The following is a 9,174-nucleotide window of genomic DNA, read 5'->3' as shown; positions in this document are numbered from 1 at the left end:
CCTGATGTGATCCCACGAAGGCCCCGTCTCCGCAAGGAGGCGGGGCCTTCGTCGTGTCGTCACCACGTGACGGCCTGGAGGCACGGTGCCCGGCCGCCATGGGCCTCCCGTCCGCCGTGGGGTCGCGGCTAGAGCGCGCGGCCCGCGCCGTTGTCGCGGCCGGAGCCGCGACCGGTCTCGTCGACCAGCGAGAACAGGCTCAGCACGTTGCCGTCGGGGTCGCGGACGTCGAACCAGTCGACCGCGCCGTCGACGCACTCGACGGGGCCGATGTCGATGCCGAGCGCGCCGATGCGTGCGTGCTGCGCGGCGACGTCGTCGACGCCGAAGCGGACGCTGACCGGGTTCTCCTCGGCCTGTTCGTCGACGTAGAGCTGGATCCAGATGCCGCCGACCTCGTACTCGGCGACGCCGTCCTCGGGTTCGAGGTCCGGCTCGGTGCGCTCGAAGACCGCGCCGTACCAGAGGCAGGACGCCTCGATGTCGGTGACGGGCAGCCCCACGGTCACGCTCGTGATGTCCATGTCTCATCATGTGCCCGGGCGGGGGCGCGCGTCGAGAGGGATTCCGCTGCGTCGCGCTGTCCGGCCCGTGTCGACCTGGTGTCGTTCGTCGCGGTGTTCCTCCACAGGCGGCATCGCGCCGATGTCCTCCACCGCCTGCCGGTCTGAGGCCACGGAGCGGTCCGCGGTCCGTGAGGCTGGTCGTCATGTGCACCCGAACGACCGCAGCGAGACCGCACCGACGGCACCCCGACGGGGAGGTGACCGGCACCGTGTCCACCTCGGCGCTGCCCCTCGTCACCGCGTTGGTCGGTCTGCTCGGTCTCGCGATCGGGTCGTTCCTGAACGTCGTCGTGCACCGCATCCCCGCCGGGATGTCGGTCGTCGCACCGGCCAGCTCCTGCCCCGGCTGCGGCCACGGGATCCGGGGGCGCGACAACGTGCCGGTGGTGTCCTGGCTCCTCCTGCGTGCCCGGTGCCGTGACTGCGACGCGCCCATCTCGGCTCGGTACCCGCTCGTCGAAGCCGCCACGGGCCTCCTGTTCGTCGCGGTGACCCTGCTCTCGGTCCTCGCACCGTGGCCGACGTGGGCGGCACCGGACGGTCTTCCCGGAGCGATCCACGCTGCGATCCTGCTCGTCGCACTGCTGTACCTGATGGCGATCAGCATCTCGTTGACGCTCATCGACCTCGACACCCACACCCTGCCGAACCGGATCGTGCTGCCGGCGTACATCGTGTTGCCCGTGCTCCTGCTCGTGGCATCGGTGGTGTCCGGGGACTGGGGCGCCGCGGTCCGCGGGATCGGCGGTCTCGTCGTCCTCGGCGGTGTCTACCTCTTGCTCGCGCTGGCGGTCCTCGGCGGGATGGGACTCGGGGACGTGAAGCTCGCCGGCGTGCTCGGTCTCGTGCTGGCGTACCTCGGATGGGGACCCCTCGCGGTGGGTTCTTCCGCCGCGTTCCTGCTCGGCGGTACCTTCGCAGTCGTCCTCCTGGCCGTGCGCCGGGCGGGCCGCCGGAGCGGGATCCCGTTCGGCCCCTGGATGCTCGCGGGTTCCTGGCTCGGCATCGCCGTCGGTGCGCCCGCGTGGGATGGCTACCTGCGCCTCCTCGGACTCGCCTGACGCCTCGTCACGCGCTGCGCCACCAGACCGACCCGAAGACGGTCACGGGGAAGGACCGCCCATGTCGAAGAGCATCGTCGGCGTCGACATCGGCGCCGCCGCGATCCGTTCCGTCGAGGTGCAGGACGCGGACCGGGCGAGACCGACGATCCTGCGGTTCGCCGAGGTGCCGGTACCCGTCGGCGCGACGAAACAGGGCGAGGTGCTCGAACCGAACACCGTGGCGGTCGCACTCCGCCAGCTCTGGTCGATCGGGCGCTTCCGCTCGAAGGACGTGACGACGGACGCAGGCGGCACCGCGGCGGGCTGATCCGACCCGCACGGACCGGTGTCGGCCGCGCCACGCCGACATCACTTCCGCGACGCCCGTCGCGGAGATTACGATGCTCACGGCGCCGTGTCCGCGGCTGCTCATCCCCTCTCGAACGGTCGGCTCGAATCGGCCGTTCCTCGTCGTGCCCGGAGTCGCGCGTGTTGGTCGGAATCGTCGAATTCCTCGGTTGGTTCGGGGCAGTAACCGTCCTTGCTGGTTACATCTTGTTCTCCACGGGCAGGATCTCGAACGGTCCGCTCTACCAGTTGCTCAACCTGGTCGGCGGCCTCGCGGTGGCCGTCAACGTCGCCGCCCACCACGCCGTCCCCTCGACGATCGTCAACGGCATCTGGGCGATCGTCGCCGTCGTCGTCCTGGTGAAGATGGTCCGTGCGCGTCGCGCGGCGAAGCGCGACGGGTCCGCTGCGGCCGAGCCGCCGGTCCTGCGCGCGGAGCCGCCGGCCACGACCGGGGTCCTGCCGGTCATCGGGCCGGCGCTGCGCGACCACGAGCCGGAGGGGGCCGGCGAGACGGACGCGACCACGGGCCTCCAGCGGGTCGACCTGGCGGACGCGACGGTCGCGACGGACCCGACCCGCCCGACGACGTCGGATCTCGTGCCCGCGACGGTGCCGGAGGCGCCCGCCCCGATGACGGAGACCGTCCCGATCATCACGGCGACCATCGCGCTCGCCCTGGTCGCCGCAGCGCAGGAGCAGTCCGACCGTGCGCACGCCGACGACACGGACCACGCCGAACCCGCTCGCTGACCAGCCGGTCGGCGATACGATCGGCCCATGTCCCGGTGGCTGATCGCGACGATGACGTCGATCCTCTTCATCGCGCTCGTGATCGCCGTCACGGGCTTCGAAGCCCTGCTCGCCGACGTCGAGGTCATCTCGCAGCCCGACGCCACCCCGTACCTCGGGCCCGCGATGGTGGTCGGCGGCGCGGTGGTCGTCTTCCTGGCTACCGCGGCGGGTGTCCGCGACGGCAACCCCGGGGTGACCGCCCTCGTCGCGGCGGCGACCGTCTACCTGGTCATGCTCGGCGTCGGAGCCGTGGGCTACGCACTCGTCCGCTCGGACGCGACCGAGCTCCTCGTCTTCCCCGCGGGATACGCCCTCGGCCCGTTCGTGGTCGGTTCCGTCGTGGTGGCGCTCCTGTCGGTGCTCGGCGGGATCGCGACGGCTCGCCACCAGGCGCGGACCGCGGGCGGCTCGGTCGCGACCGACGGGACGCACGCGACCAGCGGCGCGGACGGGTCGGGCGGACTCTCCGGGCACAACCGGACGAACGCGGGCGAGGGACCCGCCGAGCGGTAGTCTTCGGACAGCACGACGCACACCAAACGGGGGAACGATGAGCGACCAGCACGCGCAGGATCCGGACCAGCAGGGCGGCTGGGGCGCCGTCCCGCCGGTGGCCTCGATCCGTGGCACCGACGGCGCGTCCGCCGCAGCCGGCCAGACGGTCGGCCCTGGTCCTGCGGTCGGTCCCGGCGCCGGCTTCGCCGGAGCGCCCGGCGCCGGCTTCGCCGGAGCGCCCGGGCCGGTGCCGCAGCGTCCCCGCCGGAAGCTCCGCCGCGGGCAGCTCATCGGGATCATCTCGGGTGGCACCGCCGTCGTCCTGCTGCTCGTCGCCGGGGTCGTCGGGTACTCGGTCGGTTCCGCCTCGCACTCGGCCGACCGCCCCGTGCGGGCGTTCCTCGACGACCTGACGGCCGGACGCGTGGCCGACGCCCTCGACGACGCGGGCATCGAACGTGGGAAGTCCGACGTGCTGCTCGGTGACGCCGCCTACGCGAAGGCATCGGACAAGGTCACCGGGTACCGCGTCGCCGCGACGCGGACGGACGGCGACACCGCGACCGTCCGGGCGTACCTGCGCCAGGGTGGCCAGGACGTCGCCGCGACCTTCACGCTCGACAAGACCGGGACCGACTGGGGTGTGTTCCCGGTCTGGGAGCTCCAGGCCCCCGAGCTCGGCTCGGTCGACGTCGCCGTGCGCGGACCCTCCGGTGCGTCGGTCACGGTCGCAGGCCGGAACGTGCGGACCGCGAAGGACGGCACGGTGAGCCTCCGCGCGCTGCCCGGTACCTACGACGTCGCCTTCGACGGCGGCAAGTGGACCACGGCACGTGGTGGATCGGCGGACGTCAGCGGGTTCGGCCGGACGACGTCGACCCCGGTGCAGATGACGACCACCCTCACGACCGCGGGGCAGCAGGCCGCCAAGCGAGCGGTGGACGACTGGGTGGACGGCTGCATCGCCTCCACCGACGCCGCGCCGGCCGGCTGCAGCTTCTACGCGTACGGCCAGAACCCCGCGTACACCTACACGAACCAGAAGTGGACGCTCGAGACGCGGCCGACGGTCCGGGTCGGCAGCTGGACGACGAACGGCTGGTTGATCACGACGACCACGTTCGGGCGGGCGAAGTACACGGCGGACATCTCGGGTGCCGCCGGCACCGGAACGGCGTCCGCGGGGCCGCTCAACGTCAACGCGAGCGGGTACGTCACCGGCTTCTCGAGCGACGGTGCGACGTTCCGCTCGGCGGTGGGCAACGGCTCGTCCGACACCGGCTCATGACGGTGTCGGTTCCCGGGGTGACCCGGATTGATTTCGTCCCGTTCCGCGGGTAGTCTCTACCGGGTGTGCGCCCTCGGGCGCGCCCGAAAAGTCCGGCGAGCGGGATCGCCCAGCCGGACCACTCCGTCCCCCACTCGAACACCCGCCGTCCGGCGGTGATCAGCGTGGGACGAGGAAGCCGGCGGAACGCGCCGGCCAGAGAGCACGAGCGAAGAACCAGGAGAACAGTTGCCTACTATTCAGCAGCTGGTTCGCAAGGGTCGTACGCCGAAGGTCACCAAGACCAAGGCGCCCGCCCTGAAGGCGAACCCCCAGCAGCGTGGTGTGTGCACCCGCGTCTACACCACCACCCCCAAGAAGCCGAACTCGGCACTGCGCAAGGTCGCTCGTGTCAAGCTCTCGAACGGCACCGAGGTCACGGCCTACATCCCCGGTGAGGGCCACAACCTCCAGGAGCACTCGATGGTGCTCGTCCGCGGCGGTCGTGTGAAGGACCTCCCGGGTGTGCGGTACAAGATCATCCGTGGCGCCCTGGACACCCAGGCAGTCAAGAACCGTAAGCAGGCTCGCAGCCGCTACGGTGCGAAGAAGGGTTGAGTTAGATGCCTCGTAAGGGTCCCGCTCCCAAGCGTCCCGTCGTCGCCGACCCGGTCTACGGTGCGCCGATCGTCAGCCAGCTCGTCAACAAGATCCTGCTCGACGGCAAGAAGGGCCTCGCTGAGCGCATCGTCTACGGTGCACTCGAGGGCGTTTCCGCCAAGAACCAGCAGGACGCCGTCGTGACGCTGAAGAAGGCGCTCGACAACGTCCGTCCGACCCTCGAGGTCCGCAGCCGCCGTGTCGGTGGCTCGACCTACCAGGTCCCGGTCGAGGTCAAGCCGCACCGCGCGAACACCCTCGCGCTCCGTTGGCTCACCTCGTACGCCAAGGCCCGTCGCGAGAAGACGATGACCGAGCGTCTCATGAACGAGATCCTCGACGCGTCCAACGGCCTCGGTGCCGCGGTCAAGCGCCGCGAGGACACGCACAAGATGGCCGAGTCGAACAAGGCCTTCGCCCACTACCGCTGGTAGTCCCGGCACCGTCCGGGCGCCGGTGGTCAAGAACCCCGGCGCCCGGACGGCCGCCAACCTCTCCTACAACTCTTCCGGAGGAACCCTGTGGCACAGGACGTGCTCACCGACCTGAACAAGGTCCGCAACATCGGCATCATGGCGCACATCGATGCCGGCAAGACCACGACGACCGAGCGCATCCTGTTCTACACGGGCATCACGCACAAGATCGGTGAGGTCCACGACGGCGCTGCCACGATGGACTGGATGGCGCAGGAGCAGGAGCGCGGCATCACGATCACGTCGGCCGCGACGACCTGCTTCTGGGACAACAACCAGATCAACATCATCGACACCCCCGGTCACGTGGACTTCACGGTCGAGGTGGAGCGTTCGCTCCGCGTCCTCGACGGTGCCGTCGCCGTGTTCGACGGGAAAGAGGGCGTCGAGCCCCAGTCCGAGACCGTCTGGCGTCAGGCCGACAAGTACGAAGTCCCGCGCATCTGCTTCGTCAACAAGATGGACAAGCTGGGCGCCGACTTCTACTACACCGTCGACACCATCGTGAACCGCCTCGGCGCGGAGCCCCTCGTGCTCCAGCTGCCGATCGGTTCCGAGAGCTCGTTCGAAGGCGTCGTCGACCTCGTCCAGATGCGTGCACTCACCTGGCGCGGCGACGCCAAGGGTGACGTCGCGATGGGCGCGAAGTACGAAATCGAAGAGATCCCGGCCGACCTGCAGGACCGTGCCGCCGAGTACCGCGAGAAGCTCATCGAGCGCGTGGCCGAGGCGGACGACGTCCTCATGGAGCGCTACCTCGAGGGCGACACCGACTTCTCGGTCGCCGAGATCAAGGCAGCGATCCGTGCCCTCACGGTGAGCAGCACGCTCTACCCGGTCCTCTGCGGTTCCGCGTTCAAGAACCGTGGTGTCCAGCCGATGCTCGACGCCGTCATCGACTACCTCCCGTCCCCGCTCGACGTGCCGCCGATGATCGGCCACGACGTCAAGGACGAGGAGAAGGAGATCATCCGCAAGCCCGACGCGACCGAGCCGTTCTCGGCGCTCGCGTTCAAGGTCGCGGTGCACCCCTTCTTCGGTCGTCTGACCTACGTGCGCGTCTACTCCGGCTCGATCGAGTCCGGTGCCCAGGTCATCAACTCGACCAAGGGCAAGAAGGAGCGCATCGGCAAGATCTTCCAGATGCACTCCAACAAGGAGAACCCGGTCGCCAACGTGACCGCTGGCCACATCTACGCGGTCATCGGCCTCAAGGACACCACCACCGGTGACACCCTGTGCGACCCGACCAACCAGGTCGTCCTCGAGTCGATGACGTTCCCGGAGCCGGTCATCGAGGTCGCCATCGAGCCGAACACGAAGGCTGACCAGGAGAAGCTCTCCACGGCCATCCAGAAGCTCGCCGAAGAGGACCCGACGTTCCGCGTCGAGCTCAACGCCGAGACCGGTCAGACGACGATCAAGGGCATGGGCGAGCTCCACCTCGACATCCTCGTCGACCGCATGAAGCGCGAGTTCCACGTCGAGGCGAGCGTCGGCAAGCCCCAGGTGGCCTACCGCGAGACGCTCACCAAGATCGTCGAGCGCTACGACTACACCCACAAGAAGCAGACCGGTGGCTCCGGTCAGTTCGCGAAGGTGCAGATCGCGCTCGAGCCGATGGAGGTCACGAGCGAGAAGGTCTACGAGTTCGTCAACGCGACCTCCGGTGGCCGTGTCCCGCGTGAGTACATCCCGTCGGTCGACGCCGGTATCCAGGACGCCATGCAGGTCGGCATCCTCGCGGGCTACCCGACCGTCGGCGTGAAGGCCATCCTCAAGGACGGCGCGGCGCACGACGTCGACTCGTCCGAGATGGCGTTCAAGATCGCCGGCTCGATCGCCTACAAGGAAGCGGCTCGCAAGGCCGGTCCGGCGATCCTCGAGCCGATCATGGCCGTCGAGGTCCGTACTCCTGAGGAGTACATGGGCGACGTCATCGGTGACCTGAACTCCCGTCGTGGCCAGATCGCCTCGATGGAGGACGCCTCGGGCGTCAAGGTGGTCCGCGCGAGCGTGCCGCTGTCCGAGATGTTCGGCTACGTCGGCGACCTGCGGTCGAAGACCTCTGGTCGTGCGGTCTACTCGATGACCTTCGAGACCTACAGCCAGGTCCCGGCCAAGGTCGCCGAGGAGATCATCGCGAAGAACGCGGGGGAGTAGCGCTCAGCGCTTCTCCACAGGCGGGGGCGCCCGGCGACGGGCCCCTCGCCACCAAGTAAAGTACAGACACACACCGCGCACCTCCGGTTCCGAGCCCATCCAGGGCCGGCCGGGGGTGACGCTTCCGAGTCCTGAGGAGGACCCACAGTGGCCAAGGCCAAGTTCGAGCGCACCAAGCCGCACGTCAACATCGGAACCATCGGTCACGTCGACCACGGCAAGACCACGCTCACGGCGGCGATCACCAAGGTTCTGCACGACCAGTACCCGGACCTCAACGAGGCCCGCGACTTCGCGCAGATCGACAACGCTCCCGAGGAGCGCCAGCGCGGCATCACGATCAACATCTCGCACGTCGAGTACCAGACCGAGAAGCGTCACTACGCGCACGTCGACGCCCCCGGTCACGCCGACTACGTGAAGAACATGATCACGGGTGCGGCACAGATGGACGGCGCGATCCTCGTGGTCGCCGCCACCGACGGCCCGATGCCCCAGACGCGTGAGCACGTCCTGCTCGCCCGCCAGGTCGGCGTCCCCTACATCGTCGTCGCACTGAACAAGTCCGACATGGTGGACGACGAGGAGATCCTGGAGCTCGTCGAGCTCGAGGTCCGCGAGCTCCTCGGCTCGCAGCAGTTCGACGAGGACGCCCCCGTCGTGCAGGTCTCGGCGCTCAAGGCGCTCGAGGGCGACGAGAAGTGGGTCAAGTCGGTCCAGGACCTCATGGCCCAGGTCGACGAGCACGTGCCGGACCCGGTGCGCGCCACCGACCAGCCGTTCCTGATGCCGATCGAGGACGTCTTCACGATCACCGGTCGTGGCACCGTCGTCACCGGTCGCGTCGAGCGTGGCACGCTCAACCTGAACGCCGAGGTCGAGATCGTCGGCATCCGCGCGACGCAGAAGACCACGGTCACGGGCATCGAGATGTTCCGCAAGCTGCTCGACTCCGCGGTCGCCGGTGACAACACCGGTCTGCTCATCCGTGGCCTCAAGCGCGAGGACGTGGAGCGCGGCCAGGTCGTCGTGAAGCCGGGTTCGGTCACGCCGCACACCGAGTTCCAGGCGAACGCGTACATCCTGACCAAGGACGAGGGTGGGCGTCACAACCCGTTCTACGCGAACTACCGCCCGCAGTTCTACTTCCGCACCACGGACGTCACCGGCGTCATCACGCTGCCCGAGGGCACCGAGATGGTCATGCCCGGTGACACCGTCGCCATGACGGTTGAGCTGATCCAGCCGATCGCCATGGAAGAGGGCCTCCGCTTCGCCATCCGTGAGGGTGGTCGTACGGTCGGCGCCGGTACGGTCGAGAAGATCATCAAGTAACTCCGGTTCCTTGCGACAGCGGGGTC

The 9,174-nt window shown here is 69.0% G+C and carries 10 protein-coding genes; 9 read left to right on the top strand and 1 reads right to left on the bottom strand.

What is annotated here, in order from left to right:
- Positions 1-128: 128 nt before the first annotated feature.
- Positions 129-524 (bottom strand): VOC family protein, encoded by a 396-nt coding sequence (locus ACL00U_RS15890; protein WP_017885546.1) that lies wholly within the window; start codon positions 522-524, stop codon positions 129-131.
- Positions 525-709: 185 nt separating this feature from the next.
- On the opposite strand from ACL00U_RS15890, the gene ACL00U_RS15885 reads away from it, so the two are divergent.
- The 9 genes from ACL00U_RS15885 (at position 710) to tuf (ending at position 9,148) form a co-directional block, all read left to right on the top strand.
- Positions 710-1,627 (top strand): prepilin peptidase, encoded by a 918-nt coding sequence (locus ACL00U_RS15885; RefSeq protein WP_412873601.1) that lies wholly within the window; start codon positions 710-712, stop codon positions 1,625-1,627.
- Between the two features lie 61 nt (positions 1,628-1,688).
- Positions 1,689-1,937, top strand: coding sequence for a hypothetical protein (locus tag ACL00U_RS15880; RefSeq protein ID WP_017885544.1), 249 nt, complete (start codon positions 1,689-1,691; stop codon positions 1,935-1,937).
- 161 nt (positions 1,938-2,098) lie between these two features.
- A complete protein-coding gene (locus ACL00U_RS15875) occupies positions 2,099-2,710 on the top strand; it encodes a CBU_0592 family membrane protein (RefSeq protein WP_412873600.1) in 612 nt (203 codons plus the stop codon).
- Positions 2,711-2,737: 27 nt separating this feature from the next.
- Complete coding sequence (locus tag ACL00U_RS15870) at positions 2,738-3,265, top strand: DUF6121 family protein (protein WP_042537507.1); 528 nt, start codon at positions 2,738-2,740, stop codon at positions 3,263-3,265.
- Positions 3,266-3,302: 37 nt separating this feature from the next.
- Positions 3,303-4,535, top strand: coding sequence for a hypothetical protein (locus ACL00U_RS15865; RefSeq protein ID WP_017885541.1), 1,233 nt, complete (start codon positions 3,303-3,305; stop codon positions 4,533-4,535).
- A gap of 228 nt (positions 4,536-4,763) precedes the next feature.
- Complete coding sequence (rpsL, locus tag ACL00U_RS15860; protein WP_017885540.1) at positions 4,764-5,132, top strand: 30S ribosomal protein S12; 369 nt, start codon at positions 4,764-4,766, stop codon at positions 5,130-5,132.
- Between the two features lie 5 nt (positions 5,133-5,137).
- Entirely contained in the window at positions 5,138-5,608 is a 471-nt protein-coding gene (rpsG, locus tag ACL00U_RS15855) for a 30S ribosomal protein S7 (RefSeq protein WP_017885539.1), read from the top strand.
- A gap of 87 nt (positions 5,609-5,695) precedes the next feature.
- Positions 5,696-7,813, top strand: coding sequence for an elongation factor G (gene fusA / locus ACL00U_RS15850; RefSeq protein ID WP_017885538.1), 2,118 nt, complete (start codon positions 5,696-5,698; stop codon positions 7,811-7,813).
- Between the two features lie 147 nt (positions 7,814-7,960).
- Positions 7,961-9,148 (top strand): elongation factor Tu, encoded by a 1,188-nt coding sequence (gene tuf, locus ACL00U_RS15845; protein WP_017885537.1) that lies wholly within the window; start codon positions 7,961-7,963, stop codon positions 9,146-9,148.
- The last annotated feature ends 26 nt before the right edge of the window (positions 9,149-9,174 follow it).

The sequence above is a fragment of the Curtobacterium poinsettiae genome (assembly GCF_047226435.1).
Lineage (GTDB): Bacteria > Actinomycetota > Actinomycetes > Actinomycetales > Microbacteriaceae > Curtobacterium > Curtobacterium poinsettiae.
Note: the sequence above shows the minus strand (reverse complement) of the source record. Positions and strands in the feature narration are given on the sequence as shown.